Source organism: Mesorhizobium sp. LjRoot246 (assembly GCF_964254115.1).
Lineage (GTDB): Bacteria > Pseudomonadota > Alphaproteobacteria > Rhizobiales > Rhizobiaceae > Mesorhizobium.
Map to the genome: position 1 here is coordinate 1,258,054 of NZ_CAXUSN020000001.1, position 18,929 is coordinate 1,276,982.

Below are 18,929 nucleotides of genomic sequence, written 5' to 3' on the forward strand. Positions count from 1 at the left end.
CGGGCAATCTTCTGCCGGGGCCAGCATTCGGAGGAATCGCATGGAGGCAGCCGAAAAGGCCGCTCGCATCGTTCGAACGGTGATCGAAACATTGAAGCCGGGCTTTGCCGTCAGGCTGTGGTCCGGCGAGCGGATCGGCCCCGCCACGGGTCCCGTGCTCACCATCAACGACCAGGACATCGTCTGGCAGGTGGTGAAGCGACCGTCCCTGTCGACGCTGATCGAGATGTGGATTTCCAAGACGATAGACATTGAAGACGGGACGATTTTCGACTTCTACGCCCTGCCGTCGCAAGGCAAGCTCAGAACCAAGATCAAGTCGCTGCCAAAAATGGCGATCCTGCGCGACCTGCCTTCCGTGCTTTTGGCACGCAAGCAGATGACGGCGCGGACCGATCTTTCGGGACGCAATCCTTATGTCAGCGGTTCGAGCCAGGAAGCGATCCAGCATCACTATGACATTTCGAACACTTTTTACCGGCTCTTCCTCGACGAGCGCATGGTCTACAGCTGCGGCTACTTCAAGGATTTCGCCAACAGCATCGATCAAGCGCAGATCGACAAGCTCGACCATATCTGTCGCAAACTCCGGCTGAAGCCTGGCGAACGACTGCTCGACATCGGCTGTGGCTGGGGCGCGATGCTGATCCATGCGGCGAAGAATTACGGCGTCATCGGCCATGGCGTGTCGCTGTCGCAGGCGCAGACCGAACTGGCCCGCGAGCGCATCCGCGCCGAGGGACTGGAGGACCGCATCACCATCGAGATCAAATCCTATGCGGAGCTCACCGGCAGCTTCGACAAGATCTCGTCGATCGGCATGTTCGAGCATCTCGGGCTTGCCAACCACGCCACCTATTTCAAGACCGTTCATCGCCTGCTGAAGCCGGGCGGCATCTATCTGCACCACGCCATCACCCGGCGCAGCAAGGGCGACATGAAGAAAACCCTGCGCAAGGGGCCGGAGTTCAAGGCGCTGCTCAAATACATTTTCCCCGGCGGGGAACTTGACACCATCGGCATGACGCTCGGCAATCTCGAGGCGCATGGTTTTCTCGTCTACGACGTCGAGAACCTGCGCGAGCACTATGCCCGCACTTGCAGGCTGTGGGCGGAGCGGCTGCAGGCAAGGTTCGACGAGGCAATCGCCGAGGTGGGCGAAGCCAAGGCGCGGCTATGGCTGCTTTACCTGACTGGCTGTTCGATCACCTTCGAACGCGCCTCGGCGCAGATTTTCCAGACTGTCGTCACCAAGCGCGCGCGTGGTCCAAGCGGGCTGCCGCCGACGCGGGCGGATCTGTACCAATGATCAGATGAAGCGCATCGTGTCGCCGACCTCGACGCTGGCCGGCCGATCGACCGTGCAGTAGACGCCGAGATTGTGCGCGTTGTGGCGAACCAGATTGCGCAGGGTGCCGGGGTCGTGGTCGAAGCCATCCTGGGCGATGATGGTGAAACCGCAGCGGCGGCACGGCTCGGAGATGGTCAGCAGGAGATCACCGATGGCAAGCTTGCGGCCGATCCATTCGGTTTCGGGAAACGAGCCTTCGATTGCCGGCATGTCGACGACGACGTTGGGGCGGAAGCGGCGCGGGTCGGGGGTGCCTTCCGGATGCAGCGCCTTCAGGCGTGCCAGCGATGCCGTGGTCAGGAGATGAATGGGAGCCTTGCGGTAGCGCTCCGCGGTTAGCGGGCCGGTATAGTCAGGCGCGGCATTCTCGCCGCGAAACGGCCGGATCGAGGCCTCAAAGCCAAGATAAGACGACACCTCGCGGTCGCTCTCGATACCCGGCGCAGCCAGCCAGTCGCCGTCCGGGACCGCGATCTCGAGTTCGCGGGCAGGCGAGAGCCGGGTCCGGATGCGCGGCACCTTGTGCCATTTCGCGTCGCGATCCGGCCGTGCGATCTCATTGTCGGACGCGTCGACAAGGCCGAACATTCTGTCGCCGTCGACGCTCTCGACGTCGACCGAGATCGTTTTCAGGCGCTCGCCGGCAAGCGAACTCGCCGGATAGCGCCAGAGCTCACTGACAGTGCCCAGCGCGGCCTGCATCAGCTCTTCTTGTTCTGCCGGTTGGCGATCAGGTCTTCGACGACATGCGGATCGGCAAGCGTCGAGGTGTCGCCAAGTGCGGCAAAATCGTCCTCGGCGATCTTGCGCAGGATGCGGCGCATGATCTTGCCAGAGCGCGTCTTCGGCAGGCCGGGCGCGAACTGGATCTTGTCGGGCGAAGCGATGGCGCCGATCTCCTTGCGGACATGGGCGATCAGCTCCTTGCGCAGCTCCTCGCTCGGCTGCTCGCCGGCCATCAGCGTGACGTAGCAGTAGATGCCCTGGCCCTTGATGTCGTGCGGATAGCCGACGACGGCGGCTTCCGAAACCTTGTCGTGGCTGACCAGTGCGGATTCGACTTCGGCCGTGCCCATGCGATGGCCGGAGACGTTGATGACGTCGTCGACGCGGCCGGTGATCCAGTAGTAGCCGTCGGCGTCACGGCGGCAGCCGTCGCCGGTGAAGTACTTGCCCTTGTAGGTCGAGAAATAGGTCTGCACGAAGCGGTCATGATCGCCATAGACGGTGCGCATCTGGCCCGGCCAGGAATCTGCGATGCACAGATTGCCGTCGGCGGCACCCTCCAGCACCTTGCCCTCGCCGTCGACCAGCTGCGGTTTGACGCCAAAGAAGGGCCGCGTCGCCGACCCAGGCTTGAGGTCGGTGGCACCCGGCAGCGGCGTGATCAGGATGCCGCCGGTCTCGGTCTGCCACCAGGTGTCGACGATCGGCACCTTGCCGTTGCCGACGATGTTGAAATACCACTCCCAGGCTTCCGGATTGATCGGCTCGCCGACCGAACCCAGCACACGCAGCGATTTGCGCGATGTCTTGGTGACGTGCGCGTCGCCGGCGCCCATCAGCGCGCGCAGCGCCGTCGGCGCGGTGTAGAAGATGTTGACCTTGTGCTTGTCGATGACTTCCCAGAAGCGCGACTGCGACGGATAGTTCGGCACGCCCTCGAACATCAGCGTGGTGGCGCCGTTGGCGAGCGGGCCGTAGACGATGTAACTGTGACCGGTCACCCAACCGACATCGGCGGTGCACCAGTAGATATCCCCGTCATGGTAGTCGAAGACATATTGGTGCGTCATCGAGACGTAGACGAGGTAACCGGCGGTGGTGTGCAGCACGCCCTTCGGCTTGCCGGTCGAGCCCGACGTGTAGAGGATGAACAGCGGGTCCTCGGCCTTCATCTTTTCGGGCTTGCATTCGGCCTTAACCGTTGCGACCTCGTCGTGGTACCAGACGTCGCGGCCGGCCATCCAGCCGATCTTGCCGCCGGTGCGGCGCACGACCACCACCTTTTCGACTTTCGTTCCGGCCTTCGCGGCGATCTCGATCGCCTTGTCGGTGTTTTCCTTCAACGGAATCGGCTTGCCGCCGCGCAAGCCTTCATCTGATGTGATGACGAAGGTCGACTTGCAGTCGTCGATGCGGCCGGCCAGCGCATCCGGCGAGAACCCGCCGAAGACGATCGAGTGGATGGCGCCGATACGCGTGCAGGCCAGCATCGCATAGGCCGCTTCCGGGATCATCGGCATGTAGATGGTGACGCGGTCGCCCTTCTTGACGCCGTGCTTCTTCATCACATTGGCAAGCCGGCAGACATGCTCGTAGAGCTCGTTGTAGGTGATCTTCTTGTCGTCGTAGGGATTGTCGCCTTCCCAGATGATGGCGGTCTGGTTGCCGCGCTTCTTCAGGTGCCGGTCGATGCAATTGTAGGAAACGTTGGTCAGCCCGTCCTCGAACCATTTGATCGAGACCTTGCCGTCGAAGGAGGTGTTCTTGACCTTGCTGAAGGGCTTGAACCAGTCGATGCGCTTGCCGTGCTTGCCCCAGAACTTGTCCGGGTTCTTGACGCTGTCGGCATACCATTTCAGGTAGGTGTCATTGTCGATCAGCGCGTTTTTCTTCCACGCCGGCTGGGCGCGATGGACATGAACCTCGGACATTCCTGATTTTCCTCCCGAACCAATCCGCCGGCTTGACATGCCGGCGGGATCGCGGCGACACGGCCGCGAATTCGGCGGCATTATTACCAGTTCCGCCGTTCCGGCAACATTAGACGTTGGATTCGCGCGGCGGGATGCCGCAGGTGGCTTTCCCGAAGCTGTCAGCACTCGGCCAAGTGCGCTGCTAACTGCATGTTTTCGCATGCTAAAGCCGGTTCAGATGAAGAAAAAATCAATAGACGATTAATCAACGGCGCGCACAATCGGCCGTGGGAGGACAGGCGAATCAACCTGGGGACCGTAATGCGCGACCATGCCGAAATGGACCTGATGCTCAAGGGCTATGGCCTGACCACGGCCAAGATTCTTTATCACTTTCCCGACCACCCGCACCTGCTGCAGAGCTTCATCTGGCAGGACTACGATCTGGCGCCGAAGTTTCCGGTGCTGATCAAATTCATCGAATTCTGGAAGGCCGAGCTGGACGGGCCGCTGCATTCGATCAGCTACACGCACCAGAAGCTGATCGCGCCGAATGAGTGGCGCAAGGTGGATGGGGAGTTCGTGCTGCATTAGGGCTTGTGCTACGGGGCCGTTAGGATTGGCGCTCTACGGCGCCCCCCTCTGTCCTGCCGGACATCTCCCCCTCAAGGGGGGAGATCGGGTGTCGCGGCGGCTTTCGCCAAACTCAGGTGTGACAAGGGTGGCGTTGTCAGTGGATCTGCCAATCTCCCCCCCACGAGGGCAGGGGAATCGCATTTGAGTAAGAGTGCGTCTTGCGCCGAGTTAAAAGATTGATTCTTTAGCGGCCTTCTCCTTGAAGATGAGGCCGTATGTCGTTTCTGTTTTCGATTTTGCGTGAAGTCCGGGACCCGCGTGACGTCAACGCGCGTCATGATCTGGCGGAGCTTCTGTTCTTGGCTCTGGTTGCCACGCTTTGTGGTGCCAAGAGCTGTGTTGATATTGCCGATTTCGTCGAGGGGCGGGAAGACGAGCTGAAAGAAATCGTGACGCTGGAGCATGGCTGTCCAAGCCACGATACGTTCAGCCGGGTGTTTCGACTTCTTGACGCCGAGGAGCTTTCGCGCAGCTTTGCCGCCTTCATGGCAGCGTTGCGACAAACGCTTGGGCCTTCGCCGCGCGGCGTGGTGGCGGTCGACGGCAAATCGCTGCGGCGCGGCTACACCAAGGGTCGGGTCTTTATGCCGCCTTTGATGGTGAGCGTGTGGGACGCCGAGACAAGGTTGTCGATTGCCGCTGCCCGCGCGCCCGAAGGCGACGAGGTCACAACCACACTGGATCTTCTGAAGAGCTTGGATTTGAAGGGCTGCACGGTGACGGCGGATGCGCTGCACTGTCGTCCCGACACGGCCAAGGCGCTGATCGGCAAGAAGGCGCACTATGCGCTGGGGCTGAAGGGCAATCGCCCCAAGCTGTTCGCCGCAGCAGAGCGAAGCTTCGCCGCAGCCGGCGAGATCGCCTTCTTCGAGACCAGCGAAAGCAGCCATGGCCGTACCGAAACGCGAAGAGCCTCGGTGCTGCCGCTCAAGCGGCTGCTCGACGCGCCGGACTTTCCCGGCCTCAAGGCGATCGGCCGCATCGAAGCCACCCGCAGCGTGGCAGGCGGCAAACCCACCACCTCGGTCCGCTATGTCGCACTTTCCAAAGTGCTCATGCCCAAAAGACTGGCCGAGACCGTCAGAGCACATTGGACCATCGAGAACCAGTTGCATTGGAGCCTCGATGTCGTCTTCCACGAGGACGATGCCCGAACCCGCAAGGATAACGGGCCGCAAAACCTGGCCATCATCCGACGTCTCGCTCAAAACATCTTGCAAGCCCATCCGATCGACAAATCCATCGCAGGCAAGATGCGAAGAGCCAGATGGAACAAAGACTTCCTCTTCCAGCTCTTTACTCATATGCGATAGCCCTGCCCACGAGGGGGAGATGGCCGGCAGGCCAGAGGGGGGCGCTGTCCCGCTGACCTTGCGCCGTGGCAGCCCGATGCCAATCACACAGCGGGCGGATTGAGCCTGGCAAAGCCTTCCTGCCGCCGATACGGGAAGTAGGGGTAGGGCGCGGTGACTTCGCTTGCCGCGTCGAGCTTTTTCATCTGCTCCGGCGTCAAGGCCCATCCGACGGCACCGAGGTTCTGGCGCAACTGCTCCTCGTTGCGGGCGCCGATGATGACGGACGACACGGTCGGGCGCTGCAGCAGCCAGTTGATGGCGATCTGCGGCACGGTCTTGCCGGTCTCCTGCGCCACCGCGTCAAGCGCATCCATGACCCGGTAGAGATGCTCGTCCTCGACCGGCGGGCCGAAGCTGGCCGTATCGTGCAGCCGGCTCTTTTCCGGCAAAGGCTGGCCACGGCGAATCTTGCCGGTCAGACGGCCCCAGCCGAGCGGGCTCCACACCAGTGCGCCGACACCCTGGTCGAGGCCGAGCGGCATCAACTCCCACTCATAGTCGCGGCCGACCAGCGAATAGTAGACCTGATGCGCGACATAGCGCGGGTAGCCGTGTCTGTCGGCTTCTCCCAGCGACTTCATCACCTGCCAGCCGGAGAAATTGGAGACGCCGACATAGCGCAGCTTGCCGGCGCGCACGAGCTCGTCCAGCGTCGACAGCACCTCCTCGATCGGCGTGCCGGCGTCGAAGGCGTGCAGCTGCAACAGATCGATGTAATCGGTGCCGAGACGCTTCAGCGCTGCGTCCACGGATTTGATCAGCCGCGAGCGCGACGAGCCGTAATCGGTCGGCCCATCGCCCATCGGCAGCGAGGTCTTGGTCGAGATCAGCACGGCATCGCGGCGGCCTTTTATCGCGTCGCCAAGCACCTCTTCCGAAGCGCCGTTCGAATAGACGTCGGCGGTGTCGAACAAATTGACGCCGGCCTCCAGGCAGATGTCGATCAGCCGCCGCGCTTCCCTAGCGTCGCTGTTGCCCCAGGCGCCGAACAGCGGGCCGGAGCCGCCAAAGGTCCCCGCGCCGAAGGAGAGTGCGGGCACTTTCAGGCCCGATGCACCGAGACGTCGATAGTCCATCTTTCTACTCCTGTGAAATGAAGGGTGTCGAAGGCGGGTTGCCAAGGATGGTCACGACCGGACTGAGGCGGGCGCGCCGAGCGTGGCGGTGCGGTCGAGACGCAGAGCCAGTCCCGCCACGCCAAGCGCCGCGAGCGGCAGCAAGGCGGCGACCCAGGTCAATGCACCCAGGCCAAGCCCATGGGCAATGACCGCGCCGCCAAGCCAGGCGCCTGCGGCATTGCCGAGATTGAAGGCGGCGATGTTGAAGGACGAGGCCAGGCTCTGGCCGGCACCTTGCGCCTTTTCCAGCACCCACATTTGCAGGGGTGCCACGGTGGCGAAGGCGGCGGCACCAAGCAGGCCGACATAGATCACGGCCATCACCTGGCTGTGGATGGCGAAACTCATGGTTGCGAGCACCAGGGCCAGCACGACGAGACTGCCCAGCACGGCCGGCACCAGCCAGCGGTCGGCAACCTTGCCGCCGGCGAGATTGCCGGCGATGAGACCGCCGCCGAAGACCAGCAGGATCGGCGATACGGCCGCTTCCTGGAAGCCGCTGATCTGCGTCAGCAACGGCGCGATATAGGTGAAGACGGCGAAGACGCCGGCATAGCCGAGAACGGTGGTGGCGAGGCCGAGCAGGACAGGCGTGCGGCGCAAAACGGCGAGGTCGGCGCGCAGGTCGCTCTTTTCGGGCGCCGTCCGGCTGCGTGGCACCAGAGCCAATATGACGGCGAAGGCCGCCAGACCGACCAGGGTTACCGCCCAGAAGGTCGCCCGCCAGCCGAACGCCTGGCCGAGCCAGGTGCCGAAGGGCACGCCGAGGATGTTGGCGATGGTCAGGCCGGTGAACATCAGCGCGATCGCCGAGGCCTTCTTGTTGGGTGCGACCAGCCCGGTGGCGACGACGGAGCCGACACCGAAGAAGGTGCCGTGGGCAAAGGCGGTGATGATGCGGGCGCCCATCAGCGTCCAATAGTCGGGTGCCAGCGCACAGGCGAGATTGCCAAGCGTAAAGATCGCCATCAGCGCCAGAAGCACGGTCTTGCGTGGCCAGTTGCCAGTGGCGATGGTCAGCAAGGGCGCGCCGATGACGACGCCGAGCGCATAACCCGAAATGAGCTGGCCGGCGGCCGAGATCGAAACGCCGAGATCCTTGCTGACATCGAGCAACAGACCCATGATGACGAATTCGGTGACGCCGATGCCGAAGGCACCGGCGGCAAGCGCGTAAAGAGCAAGAGGCATGGCGATTTCCACTTCGATGACGAAGAGCGCCGTCCCGCGCCCAGACCCCTGAGATCGTGTTGCCATGCATTGTGAACCAGACTTGCGCTGGGCACATTTTCTGTGAAATAGATTCACAAATGGCCAGGCCCGACATCAATCGCTCCGGCGAGATCGAAGTTTTCGTGCGCGTCGTCGAGGAAGGCAGTTTTTCCTCGGCGGCACGCAGGTTGCGCATGACTCCGTCGGCGGTCAGCAAGCTGATCGCGCGGCTGGAGGCCCGGCTTGGCGCACGGCTGGTCAGCCGTTCGACGCGAAAACTGCAACTGACGCCGGAAGGCACCGCGTTCTACGAGAGCGGCCTGCGCATCCTGGCCGACATGGCGGCCGCCGAGCAGGAGGCAGCGGCGGGTGCAGCCCCGCGCGGACGGCTGCGCGTCAACAGCTACGTGCCCTTCGGAGTGCACCGGCTGATCCCGCTTCTGCCTGATTTCCTCGAATGCTACCCCGAGATTTCGGTCGATCTGGTGCTGACCGACAGCGTCATCGACCTGATGGCGGAACGCGCCGACGTTGCCATCCGTGCCGGACCGCTGCGCGAGTCGCGGCTGGTGGCGCGCAAGCTCGGGCAAAGTTCTGTCGTCGTCGTTGCCGCACCCTCCTACCTCTCGACACATGGCACGCCGCTGACGCCAGCCGATCTCGACAGACACAACCGCATGGGCTTTGGATTTGTGCGGCATGTCGATGGCTGGCCGTTCCTCGACGCGGCCGGCAACGCCATCATGGTTCCGATCACCGGCAACACGCTGGTCAGCGATGGCGAGGCGATGCGGCTGATGGCGCTGGCGGGCGCGGGTATTGCCCGGCTGGCGCGCTGGCATGTCGCCGCCGACATCGCCGCCGGCCAGCTGGTGTCGCTGCTGGAGGCATTCAATCCCGGCGACGAGGAGCCTACCCACGCCGTCTATGTCGGCCAGGGCCGGCATCTGCCGGCGCGGGTGCGCGCCTTTCTCGATTTTCTGGGGGAGAGCGTGCGGCTGACCTGACATCTCGGGAGCCACGGGCTCCCGAGATGTCAGCCTGGGCTGCGTTATGCTTTCGGCGTGAACGGCGCCGGACGCCGGCCCGCTGCCTGGCGTTCCAGCATCCAGCCGGGATATTCGGCCGGCAGGGCGCTGACCTCGTCGAGGCGGAGGAGATCGTCGGTGTCGAGCTTCACTTCAGTGGCGGCAAGGTTCTGCTCCAGCTGCTCCATGCGGCTGGCGCCGATGATGACGCTCATCACGAAGGGCTTGGCCAGGACATAGCCGAGCGCCACCGTGGCGACGCTCACCTCATGCTTTTTGGCGATTTCGCGCATGACGGCGACGGCCGCCCAGGCGCGGTCCTCGTTGACCGGCGGGAAGTTGAAGGACGCGCGGCGGCCTTCGCCATTACCCGGCGCGCCGGGGCCGTATTTGCCGGACAGCAGGCCGCCGGCCATCGGCGACCACACCATCAGGCCGAGCTTCTCCTCGTTGAGCAGCGGCACGATTTCGCGCTCGAGGTCGCGGCCGGCGATCGAATAATAGGACTGGACGGTCTCGAAACGGGCGAAGCCCTTGCGCTCGGCGATGCCGAGCGCCTTGGCGATGCGCCATGCCGCCCAGTTCGAGACGCCGACATAGCGGACCTTGCTGCTGGCAACCAGATCGTCCAGTGCCCGCAGCGTCTCGTCGATCGGCGTCACGGTGTCGGTGCCGTGCAGCTGATAGAGATCGATATGATCGAGCTGCAGCCGCTCCAAGCTGGCATCGACCGAGTCCATGATGTGGCCGCGTGACGAGCCACGTTGGTTGGGGCCTTCGCCCATGGCGCCATGCGCCTTGGTGGCGACGACCACGTTCTGCCTGTTGACGCCGAGATCCCTAAGCGACTGACCAAGCAGGCGCTCGGACTCGCCGAAGGAGTAGACGTCGGCCGTATCGAAGAAATTGACGCCGGCGGCGAGCGAATGGGCAACGATCTCGTTGACGCCCTTCTGATCGAGGCTGGCGATCAGGCCCCATTGGGCATTCTCGCCGGCGGCGCCGAAGGTCATGGTGCCGAGGCAAATTTCGGAGACGAACATCCCCGTATTTCCAAGCTGATTGTAACGCACGGCAAAGGCTCCGTAAGTGTGTGTGGTGACATGAGGTATATAGGAACGGTACGTTTCGTTTCCAGCTCTGATCCCAAAAAAATCTCATCTTGCTGGAGCGCCAGTGACGCTTTGGCTGAAGGCGTGCCGGCACTCAGCCGGCCAGCAGCGCTACGATCGCGAAAAACGTCATGCCGAAAGCGACGGCAGCAAGCGGCAGCAGAATTTCGAGCAGCGCGCTCTTGGTGGCGACGCGGTTGCCCTGGCCGAGATCGAATTCGCCGGCGATCCAATCCTCGAAGCGGCCAACACCCGTGGGTGTCCAAAGGTGCTGCCGATGCCAGACATGTCCGGCGGTGGCCGGCAGCGCCACCGCGATGACGAGGAAGCCGGTCATGACGACAAGAAAGTAATCGGCGTAGCTGCTGCCGCCGAAACCTATCCAGGCGGACAGCGCATACCATCCGGCAAGCCCGGCCATCGCAAGATAGACATCTGGATGCAGCCCGTCGGACACATGCCGGTTGTAGGGCCGGTCGCCGGACTGTTTGTGGGAAAGGGATTCGTTGTTCATGATGCCCTCCTTCGACATTGCAAAGGAACGGCCGTGACGGTCGCTCAAGGTCTTCGACGGAGGTAGAGAGGGAGCCGGGCATCGCAATGCGGTGCTATGACGCGGCTACCACGCCCAGCCTTCGAGGGATTGCGGCGATCGCTGGCGCAGCTACAAGAATGCCCTGCCGGGGAACTAACGGCTGCCGAAGATCGCCGAACCGACGCGGACGCTGGTGGCGCCGAAGGCGATCGCGGTCTCGTAGTCGCCGGACATCCCCATGGAGAGCTTTTCGCCCCCGGCCTCGCGTGCGAGTTTTTCCAAAAGCGCGAAATGCGGACCGGGATTCTCATCGGCGGGCGGGATGCACATCAGGCCTTCGATGGCGAGACCGTGCACATCGCGACAGCGGGTGACGAAAGCCACGGCCTCACGCGGCTCGATGCCGGCCTTCTGGGGCTCGGAGCCGGTGTTGACCTGAACATAGAGCTTTGGCGCACGGCCTTGCCTTGCGACCTCCTTGGCGAGTTCGGCGGCGATTTTCTCGCGATCGACCGTTTCGATGACGTCGAACAGCGCCACCGCCTCTTTCGCTTTGTTCGACTGCAAGGGGCCGATCAGATGCAATTCGATATCCGCAAATGCGCCCTTCAGCGCCGGCCACTTGCCTTGCGCCTCCTGCACGCGGTTTTCGCCGAAGACGCGCTGGCCGGCCTCGATGACCGGAACTATATCGGCAGCGTCAAAGGTCTTGGAGACCGCGACCAGCGTCACGGCGCCAGTTTCGCGACCGGCCTCGCGCTCGGCGGCGGCGATCTTCGCCTTGACCGCGAAAAACTGCTGAACGGCATCGCCCATATGCAAATCCTGCTGTTTTGGCCCGCGTTTTTGTCAGACGCGATACCCATATGGTTGACGGGTTTGCCAAACCATGGTGAACACCCGGACCACATTCCCTGAACTGCCGAGCCATCGCCCGCGGTTCGCGCATGCTTTTAAGTGAAAAACGTCCCATGGCAACCGAACGATACAATCCGCGCGCGTCAGAGCCCAAATGGCAGAAGGTCTGGGACGCCAAGAAGCTGTTCGAAGCGCACAATGACGATCCGCGCCCGAAATACTACGTGCTGGAGATGTTCCCCTATCCATCGGGGCGCATTCATATCGGCCACACCCGCAACTACACGATGGGCGACGTCGTGGCGCGCTACAAGCGGGCCAAGGGTTTCAACGTGCTGCATCCGATGGGCTGGGACGCCTTCGGCATGCCGGCCGAGAACGCGGCGATGCAGAACAAGGTCCATCCCAAGGAATGGACCTACCAGAACATCGCTACCATGCGCGAGCAGCTCAAGGTCATGGGCCTGTCGCTGGACTGGGCGCGCGAATTCGCCACCTGCGACGTCGATTATTATCACCGCCAGCAGATGCTGTTCCTCGATTTCGTCGAGAAGGGGTTGGTGACGCGCAAATCCTCCAAGGTCAACTGGGATCCGGAGGACATGACCGTGCTCGCCAACGAGCAGGTCATCGACGGACGCGGCTGGCGCTCGGGCGCGCTGGTCGAGCAGCGTGAACTGACGCAGTGGTTCTTCAGGATCACAGACTTCGCGCAGGATCTGCTGGATTCGCTCGTCGGCCTCGACGAGTGGCCGGAAAAAGTGAAGCTGATGCAGCAGAACTGGATCGGCCGCTCGGAAGGCCTGCTGATCCGCTGGCCTCTGGTTGTTCCAGATGCTGGCAAGATTGGCGATGGCGAGCATGAGCTGGAAGTCTATACGACAAGGCCTGACACCATCTTCGGCGCTTCCTTCATGGCTGTCGCCGCCGATCATCCGCTGGCCAAAAAAGCCGCCGTGAGCAATCCGGCACTGGCGAAGTTCATCGAGGAAATCAGCCATATGGGCACCTCGGTGGCGGCGCTGGAGACGGCTGAGAAGAAAGGCTTTGACACCGGCATCCGCGTCGTCCATCCGTTTGACGAGTCATGGACGCTGCCTGTCTATGTCGCCAATTTCGTGCTGATGGAATACGGCACCGGCGCCATCTTCGGCTGCCCGTCCGGCGACCAGCGCGACCTCGACTTCGCCAACAAATACGGCCTGCCGGTGATTCCGGTGGTGATGCCGGAGGGCGAGAATCCGGCGACGTTCCAGGTCATCGATGAAGCCTATGTCGACGACGGCGTGATGATCAATTCGCGCTTTCTCGACGGCATGAAGCCGGATCAGGCTTTCGACGAGGTCGCAAAACTGCTGGAGCAGAAGACCATCGGCAACCGGCCGATGGCAGAGCGCAAGGTGAATTTCCGGCTGCGCGACTGGGGCATTTCGCGCCAGCGCTACTGGGGCTGCCCTATCCCGATGATCCATTGCGAGGATTGCGGCGTGGTGCCGGTGCCGAAAGCCGACCTGCCGGTCAAGCTGCCCGACGACGTCGATTTCGACCGCCCGGGCAATCCGCTCGACCGGCATCCGACATGGCGCCATGTGAAATGCCCGCAATGCGGCAAGGATGCGCGGCGCGAAACCGACACGATGGACACGTTCGTCGATTCGTCCTGGTATTTTGCGCGCTTCACGGCACCCTGGGCGCATGAACCGACCGATCCCAGGGCGGCCAATGAATGGCTGCCGGTCGACCAGTATATTGGCGGCATCGAGCACGCGATCCTGCACCTGCTCTATTCGCGCTTCTTCACCCGCGCCATGCGCGCGACCGGCCATGTCGATCTGGCCGAGCCGTTCAAGGGCCTGTTCACGCAAGGCATGGTGGTGCACGAAACCTATCGTGTCGGCACGGCATCGAATGGCCGCTGGCTGGCGCCCACCGAGGTCAAGCTCGAGGACGTGGACGGCAAACGCAGCGCCGTCGAGATCGCCACCGGCGAGGCCGTCACCATCGGCCCGCTGGAAAAGATGTCGAAATCGAAGAAGAACACGGTGAGCCCGGAAGACATCACCGACGGCTACGGCGCCGACACGGCGCGCTGGTTCATGCTGTCGGATTCACCGCCCGAGCGCGATGTCGAATGGACCGACGAAGGCGCCGCCGGCGCGCATCGCTTCATCCAACGCATCTGGCGCCTGGTGTCGACGGCGGCCGAAACGCTGGCCGGCATCAAGCCCGCAGCGGCCGATGGCGGCGAGGCCGCGGCGGTTTCCAAAGCCGCGCACAAGATCCTGAAGGCGGTCGGCGAGGATATCGAGAAGCTCGCCTTCAACCGTGCCATCGCCCGCATCTACGAATTGGCCAACGTACTGACCGCGCCGCTCAACGAGGTGGCCGAAGGCAGGGCCGATGCAGCGCTGAAAGGCGCCTGCCGGCAGGCGATGGAAATTCTCGTGCATCTGATCGCGCCTGTCATGCCGCATCTGGCCGAGGAGTGCTGGGAAACGCTCGGCGGCACCGATCTGGTCGCCGAACGGCCGTGGCCGGTCTTCGATCCGGCGCTGGTCGTCGACAACGAAGTCACCTATCCGGTACAGGTCAACGGCAAGAAGCGGGGGGATTTGACAATTGCCCGCGACGCGGACCAAGGTGCGGTCGAAAAAGCGGTATTGGCTCTCGACTTCGTGCAGAAAGCACTCGAAGGTAAGGCTCCGCGCAAGGTGATCATCGTGCCGCAGAGGATCGTCAATGTCGTTGCCTGATCGCGAAAAGACAGAGCTGAGCCATCTGCTGCGCCGTATCGCGCTTGCCGGTTTGATCGGCTCGCTCGCGTTTGTATCGGCCTGCACGGTGCGGCCGCTCTATTCGAGCGCGCCGTTGTCGGGTTCGCAGGCCAGCGCCAGTGCCGAACTGGCCTCGGTCGCCATCAAGCCGGTCTACTCGCGTTATGCGCAGCAGGTGCGCAACAATTTGATTTTCGGGTTTGGCAGGGGCGCCGGCGAACCGGCCTCACCGGCCTATTCGCTCAATCTCGGCGTGACCGAAGCGGTCGAGTCGGCGGCACTTGTGCAGGTCGGAACCAACGAAGACGAACCGACCGCCGGTTCCGTGACGCTGACCGGCACCTATACGCTGACCGATGCGAAGACCGGTGTGGTGATCGCATCCGGCAAGCGTTCGATCACCTCGTCCTTCGACAGGCCGCGTCAGGAATTCGCCGCATACCGGGCGCAGATCGACGCCGAGAATCGCGCCGCGCGCGAGCTGGCGGAAGCGCTGCAACTGTCCATCGCCCAGGATCTGGTCAGACACGGCAAGGCTGGCTAGCGCGGCTGATCGGCCCAGCGTCTCAAGCATGATGGGACAATCGTCAGACGACGATCAGATTCCTGAATCGTCCGGCATCGCGCGAAGATGCGCCATCAGACCCCCCATGGCACACAGCGAGCAAATCGTGCCACCGGCGTGTGCGCTGTGAGATGACGATCCGGCCGCGCCGCTTGTCGATGCGATCATGACAATTTTGCTGCCCGAGGATCGTCGGCGATCCATCCGGGAAGCAACTGTTAACCACTCGCTCCCTATTGCTCGGCAGTTGTTTCAGAGTGAGTCTTGAGAATGGAAGCCAAGCGTTTTTCCAGGGTGAATTTATCGAAGGCAGCATCGCCCGATGATCCCGAGGTGAAGCGCTTCGAGGGTATCGGCGACAGGGGCGGTCAGCGAGCATCCTCAGGCGCACACCAGGCCGGCTATTCCGCGCGGGTTGTCGATCTCGGCGGCAACAAGCGACCCTATATGGAGCCGAGAGGTGGCTCAGTCGGCACGCCTTCGAAAATCGGCGATATCGAAAGCCCCGCCTGGCAAGAATACTTCTTCCTCGCACCCAATGTGCGGTTTACCCGCACGCCGGATTATGAGCCCAAAAAGCCTCGCCCGCAGGACGAGCGTGTTGTCGAACAGGGTGATGCAGAGGTGTCATCAACGCAACGGGCCGTCGCGCAATCCTTCGTGGACGAGATGCCAGTCGTGCCCTCGCTGCTGGCATTGCCGGCGCTGGCGAAAGGCCGCGCCGCTCACTTGGAAGCAGCCCAGCCGCAGATAGGGCGCGGAGCCGCCATGCAAAGGCCGTCGCCGCAGGCCACGGCTTCCGCTGCGCCGGGACATGCCAGCGACAAGATACGAGGTGTTCCGTCCAAGGCGCCGGTCACCGCCGCAACAGGACGAGCAGCGGCGCGTATGATCGCCGCCCCGCAGAGCAGCACCCTGATCAAAACAGCCATTCCCGAACAGCCGCGTTGGCCCTACGTTTCGGATCACGCCTTCTTCGAAGTTATGGCGCCCTATCTCGTCGACGTTTCGTCGCCGGCCCGGCAGCCCAGCCCAGCCTCGCCCGCACCGGTCGCCGCAGTGCCCGTCGCCGCTATGCCGGTCGACATCCGTCCGACGACAGGGACCGATGCCACCTCACTGTTTCGTGTCATCGAATGTCTTCCAAGCCAGGCTTCGAAGCCTTTGCCGGATGTCTGGCCAGCCAATTCGAACCAGGTTGTCGCCCATCCCGACGTGGCAGCGGGCAACGCGCCGCTGCGGACCCAGGCTATCGCGATCCCCGCTGCCAAAAGCGATGCCGTTCCCGCGCCGGCCGCGCCAAGTGTGAACGTCGCCATCAGGGTCGCTGCCGCTCGCTCTCCGCGCTTGCCTGGGGCCGGAAAGATTGCGCCGTCAATCGCGGGCGATCCCTACGAGCTTCCCCCGGAAGAGCTGCTGCAGCAGCCACCGGAGGGACAAGGCTTCTACATGTCGCAGGAGCGGCTTGAGCAGAACGCCGATCTGTTGGAAAGCGTGCTTGAGGATTTCGGCGTGCGCGGCGAGATCATTCATGTTCGCCCAGGCCCTGTCGTCACGCTCTATGAGTTCGAGCCGGCACCGGGCGTCAAATCCTCCCGTGTCATCGGGCTGGCCGACGATATTGCCCGCTCCATGTCGGCGATTTCGGCGCGCGTCGCCGTCGTGCCCGGCCGCAACGTCATTGGCATCGAGCTTCCGAACGAGACGCGCGAAACCGTCTATTTCCGAGAGCTGATCGAATCGGAGGGCTTCCGCAAGACGAGCTGCAAGCTGGCGCTGTGTCTGGGCAAGACGATTGGGGGCGAGCCTGTCATCGCCGAATTGGCGAAGATGCCGCATTTGCTCGTTGCCGGAACCACCGGCTCCGGCAAGTCGGTTGCCATCAACACCATGATCCTGTCATTGCTCTACCGGCTGAAGCCGGAAGAATGCCGGCTGATCATGGTCGATCCCAAGATGCTCGAGCTCTCCGTCTATGACGGCATCCCGCATCTTCTGACGCCCGTCGTCACGGATCCCAAAAAAGCCGTCACCGCGCTAAAATGGGCCGTACGCGAAATGGAAGACCGCTATCGTAAGATGGCGCGGCTCGGCGTGCGCAACATCGACGGCTACAACGAGCGGGCCGCCGCTGCCCGCGACAAGGGCGAAACCGTCGTCATGACCGTGCAGACCGGTTTCGAAAAGGGCACCGGCGAGCCGCTTTTCGAGCAGCAGGAAATCGACCTTGCGCCAATGCCCTACATCGTCGTCATCGTCGATGAGATGGCCGACCTGATGATGGTTGCCGGCAAGGAGATCGAAGGCGCCATCCAGCGTCTGGCGCAGATGGCGCGCGCTGCCGGCATTCACCTGATCATGGCAACGCAGCGCCCCTCGGTCGATGTCATCACGGGCACGATCAAGGCCAATTTCCCGACCCGGATTTCCTTCCAGGTGACATCCAAGATCGACAGCCGCACCATCCTGGGCGAGCAAGGCGCCGAGCAGCTGCTTGGCCAGGGCGACATGCTGCACATGATGGGTGGCGGACGCATTTCCCGCGTGCACGGTCCCTTTGTCTCCGACGCGGAGGTCGAGCATGTCGTCGCGCATCTTAAGGCGCAGGGCCGCCCTGAATATCTGGAAACCGTGACAGCCGACGAGGACGAGGAAGAAATCGAAGACGATCAGGGCGCGGTCCTCGACAAGGGATCCGTTGCCGCCGAAGACAGCGATGCCATCTATGACGAAGCGGTCAAGGTGGTGGTGCGCGACAAGAAGTGCTCGACGTCCTACATCCAGCGCCGCCTCGGCATCGGCTACAACCGCGCCGCATCCCTGGTCGAGCGTATGGAAAAGGAAGGATTGGTCGGCGCACCCAACCATGTCGGCAAACGCGAAATCATCATGGGACGGCGCCAGCCGGCGACCGCGCCTGAGGATGACGGCGCGGACTGATCGGCAGTCCGTTTGAAGCGTGCATGAAAAAGACCGGTTGCCCGGTCTTTTTCACCACAAGCGCATTGGCTTCAGCCGATCGCCATCTCAGCCAATCGATTGGCCGGTCTTAGCCCAGTCGGCGAGGAAGGCGGCGAGGCCCTTGTCCGTCAGTGGATGGTTGACCAGGGCCTTCAGGGTCGCCGGCGGCGCGGTAACGACATCGGCGCCGATGAGTGCCGCCTGCTTGACGTGGTTCACAGTGCGTACCGAAGCGACGAGTATCTCAGTCTGGAAATCGTAATTGTCGTAGATCTGCCGGATCTCCTGGATCAGTTCCATGCCGTCGATACCGATATCGTCGATGCGGCCGACAAAGGGCGAGATGAAGGAGGCACCGGCCTTGGCCGCCAGCAGCGCCTGGTTGGCCGAAAAGCACAGCGTGACATTGACCAGGCGGTTCATCTCGGTGCGGATCGTCTTGCAGGCCTTGAGGCCGTCCAGCGTCAGCGGCACCTTGATGCAGACATTGTCGGCAATCTTGGCCAGAACCTTGGCCTGCTGCATCATCTCGGAATATTCGGTGGCGGTGACTTCGGCCGAGACCGGACCCTTGACGATGTCGCAGATTTCTTTGGTGACGTCGGCGATCTTGCCGCCGGATTTGAGAATCAGCGAAGGATTGGTGGTGACGCCGTCGAGCAGCCCCAGATCGTTCAGCTCACGGATATCCTTGACGTCGGCGGTGTCGACAAAAAATTTCATGGCGGGTCTCCTGAAGATTCTTATGTGCATGCCATGCACATTCGGGGTCGGCCTTTGATCTA

The 18,929-nt window shown here is 62.8% G+C and carries 15 protein-coding genes; 7 read left to right on the plus strand and 8 right to left on the minus strand.

The genetic code is table 11. The annotated features are described in order from the left end of the window. The first annotated feature begins 40 nt into the window (after window positions 1–40). Window positions 41–1,309, plus strand: a complete 1,269-nt coding sequence (locus tag ACSQ3L_RS05900) for a class I SAM-dependent methyltransferase (RefSeq protein WP_436159099.1) — start codon at window positions 41–43, stop codon at window positions 1,307–1,309. Here the strand turns inward: ACSQ3L_RS05900 and ACSQ3L_RS05905 are convergent, their stop codons facing one another. Further along, window positions 1,310–2,053 (minus strand): MOSC domain-containing protein, encoded by a 744-nt coding sequence (locus ACSQ3L_RS05905; protein ID WP_436159100.1) that lies wholly within the window; start codon window positions 2,051–2,053, stop codon window positions 1,310–1,312. It abuts the gene before it with no gap. Beyond that, window positions 2,053–4,008 (minus strand): acetate--CoA ligase, encoded by a 1,956-nt coding sequence (gene acs / locus ACSQ3L_RS05910; protein ID WP_436159101.1) that lies wholly within the window; start codon window positions 4,006–4,008, stop codon window positions 2,053–2,055. The genes ACSQ3L_RS05905 and acs overlap by 1 nt, the downstream gene beginning before the upstream one ends. 303 nt (window positions 4,009–4,311) lie before the next feature. Between acs and ACSQ3L_RS05915 the strand changes: the two genes are divergently transcribed. Both ACSQ3L_RS05915 and ACSQ3L_RS05920 read left to right on the plus strand, forming a co-directional pair. Then, on the plus strand, window positions 4,312–4,584 hold the full coding sequence (locus tag ACSQ3L_RS05915; RefSeq protein WP_436159102.1) for an usg protein: 273 nt from the start codon (window positions 4,312–4,314) through the stop codon (window positions 4,582–4,584). Between the two features lie 257 nt (window positions 4,585–4,841). Continuing rightward, a complete protein-coding gene (locus ACSQ3L_RS05920) occupies window positions 4,842–5,939 on the plus strand; it encodes an ISAs1 family transposase (RefSeq protein ID WP_436158456.1) in 1,098 nt (365 codons plus the stop codon). A gap of 83 nt (window positions 5,940–6,022) precedes the next feature. On the opposite strand, the gene ACSQ3L_RS05925 is transcribed toward ACSQ3L_RS05920, so the two are convergent. Together ACSQ3L_RS05925 and ACSQ3L_RS05930 are read right to left on the minus strand one after the other, a co-directional pair. Then, entirely contained in the window at window positions 6,023–7,057 is a 1,035-nt protein-coding gene (locus ACSQ3L_RS05925) for an aldo/keto reductase (protein WP_436159103.1), read from the minus strand. Window positions 7,058–7,108: 51 nt separating this feature from the next. Further along, complete coding sequence (locus ACSQ3L_RS05930) at window positions 7,109–8,290, minus strand: MFS transporter (protein WP_436159104.1); 1,182 nt, start codon at window positions 8,288–8,290, stop codon at window positions 7,109–7,111. A gap of 119 nt (window positions 8,291–8,409) precedes the next feature. On the opposite strand from ACSQ3L_RS05930, the gene ACSQ3L_RS05935 reads away from it, so the two are divergent. After that, complete coding sequence (locus ACSQ3L_RS05935) at window positions 8,410–9,318, plus strand: LysR substrate-binding domain-containing protein (RefSeq protein WP_436159105.1); 909 nt, start codon at window positions 8,410–8,412, stop codon at window positions 9,316–9,318. A gap of 44 nt (window positions 9,319–9,362) precedes the next feature. On the opposite strand, the gene ACSQ3L_RS05940 is transcribed toward ACSQ3L_RS05935, so the two are convergent. The 3 genes from ACSQ3L_RS05940 to ACSQ3L_RS05950 all read right to left on the minus strand — a co-directional run bounded on the left by ACSQ3L_RS05940 (window position 9,363) and on the right by ACSQ3L_RS05950 (window position 11,802). Next, window positions 9,363–10,412 carry an aldo/keto reductase gene (locus ACSQ3L_RS05940; RefSeq protein ID WP_436159106.1) on the minus strand — a complete coding sequence of 350 codons (1,050 nt, stop codon included), beginning with the start codon at window positions 10,410–10,412 and terminating at the stop codon, window positions 9,363–9,365. Between the two features lie 133 nt (window positions 10,413–10,545). After that, window positions 10,546–10,965, minus strand: coding sequence for a hypothetical protein (locus ACSQ3L_RS05945; protein ID WP_436159107.1), 420 nt, complete (start codon window positions 10,963–10,965; stop codon window positions 10,546–10,548). A 174-nt stretch (window positions 10,966–11,139) separates the two neighbouring features. Beyond that, complete coding sequence (locus tag ACSQ3L_RS05950) at window positions 11,140–11,802, minus strand: YggS family pyridoxal phosphate-dependent enzyme (RefSeq protein WP_436159108.1); 663 nt, start codon at window positions 11,800–11,802, stop codon at window positions 11,140–11,142. Window positions 11,803–11,957: 155 nt separating this feature from the next. Here ACSQ3L_RS05950 and leuS point away from each other — a divergent pair, with 155 nt between their 5' ends. From leuS to ACSQ3L_RS05965, 3 genes are all read left to right on the plus strand, one after another. Beyond that, on the plus strand, window positions 11,958–14,597 hold the full coding sequence (gene leuS, locus ACSQ3L_RS05955) for a leucine--tRNA ligase (RefSeq protein WP_436159109.1): 2,640 nt from the start codon (window positions 11,958–11,960) through the stop codon (window positions 14,595–14,597). Further along, window positions 14,584–15,162, plus strand: a complete 579-nt coding sequence (gene lptE / locus ACSQ3L_RS05960) for an LPS assembly lipoprotein LptE (RefSeq protein ID WP_436159110.1) — start codon at window positions 14,584–14,586, stop codon at window positions 15,160–15,162. Before leuS ends, lptE begins: the two co-directional genes overlap by 14 nt. A gap of 291 nt (window positions 15,163–15,453) precedes the next feature. After that, complete coding sequence (locus ACSQ3L_RS05965; RefSeq protein WP_436159111.1) at window positions 15,454–18,123, plus strand: DNA translocase FtsK; 2,670 nt, start codon at window positions 15,454–15,456, stop codon at window positions 18,121–18,123. Between the two features lie 87 nt (window positions 18,124–18,210). Here ACSQ3L_RS05965 and fsa read toward each other — a convergent pair whose 3' ends face one another. After that, on the minus strand, window positions 18,211–18,867 hold the full coding sequence (gene fsa / locus ACSQ3L_RS05970; RefSeq protein WP_292642953.1) for a fructose-6-phosphate aldolase: 657 nt from the start codon (window positions 18,865–18,867) through the stop codon (window positions 18,211–18,213). Between the last annotated feature and the right edge of the window lie 62 nt (window positions 18,868–18,929).